The organism is Cellvibrio zantedeschiae (assembly GCF_014652535.1).
Taxonomy (GTDB): domain Bacteria; phylum Pseudomonadota; class Gammaproteobacteria; order Pseudomonadales; family Cellvibrionaceae; genus Cellvibrio; species Cellvibrio zantedeschiae.
Genome location: NZ_BMYZ01000011.1, coordinates 1 through 752, shown reverse-complemented (window position 1 = coordinate 752; position 752 = coordinate 1). Strand labels below are relative to the sequence as shown.

The 752-nt window shown below is 45.6% G+C and carries 1 protein-coding gene; it reads right to left on the bottom strand.

The window, feature by feature from the left end:
* Nucleotides 1-752, bottom strand: a 752-nt coding sequence (locus IE104_RS18925) for a hypothetical protein (RefSeq protein ID WP_189421480.1), incomplete at both ends; no start/stop codon positions are given.

Below are 752 nucleotides of genomic sequence, written 5' to 3'. Positions count from 1 at the left end.
TACGCACCTCCCGGCAATATCTCACTCACATCGTAATAATAAATTGGGTTCAATGTGGGTGATGATAAATAAAGCGCTGATTGCGATGGACTGGGTGCTGCTGGTGTTGCATTGGCAGGAACACCATAGAAAATCTCAACCTCTTTACTCGCAGCGGCAACATTATTTGCATCATAGGCAATCGCTTTAACTTTGTAGCTGCCCGCAGCTGAAGGTAGCCAATCAAAGCGATATTGCGTCAAGCCGGCGCCAGCCGATGAAGTGGACACAGGTAATGCTACCTGCTGACCATTTGCAAACAAGGCAACTTTGGACAAACTTCCATAGGGTGCTCCTGCAATTACAAATATGTTGTAAGTCCATGGTACCGTTGAATATTCATTGTTTCGAAGATTTATTAAGGATGACACTGTAGGTACACCCGTTGCTGGAATAACTACATTGATAGAGCCCATCTGGGACGTCAGCACCGCACCATTTTTCAAGGTCGCCACTGCTTTAATTACATAGGCTCCTTGTGCTGCAGGTGTCCATAGCAAAGCACTTCCATCACCCGTGCTTTGACCAATAACGCCATAGTTATCTGCATAGAACGTTACTTTGGGTATTTGGCTATCAGTATCTTTCCATACTAAACCTTGTGCATCGGTAATACGTGCAGTTAACGACACCTGCTGATTAAGCAAATAGTTATCGACCGCGTAGCTCTCAGGTGAAGTCAGTTCAATCGAGACTCCTGCTGGTGCAACTGG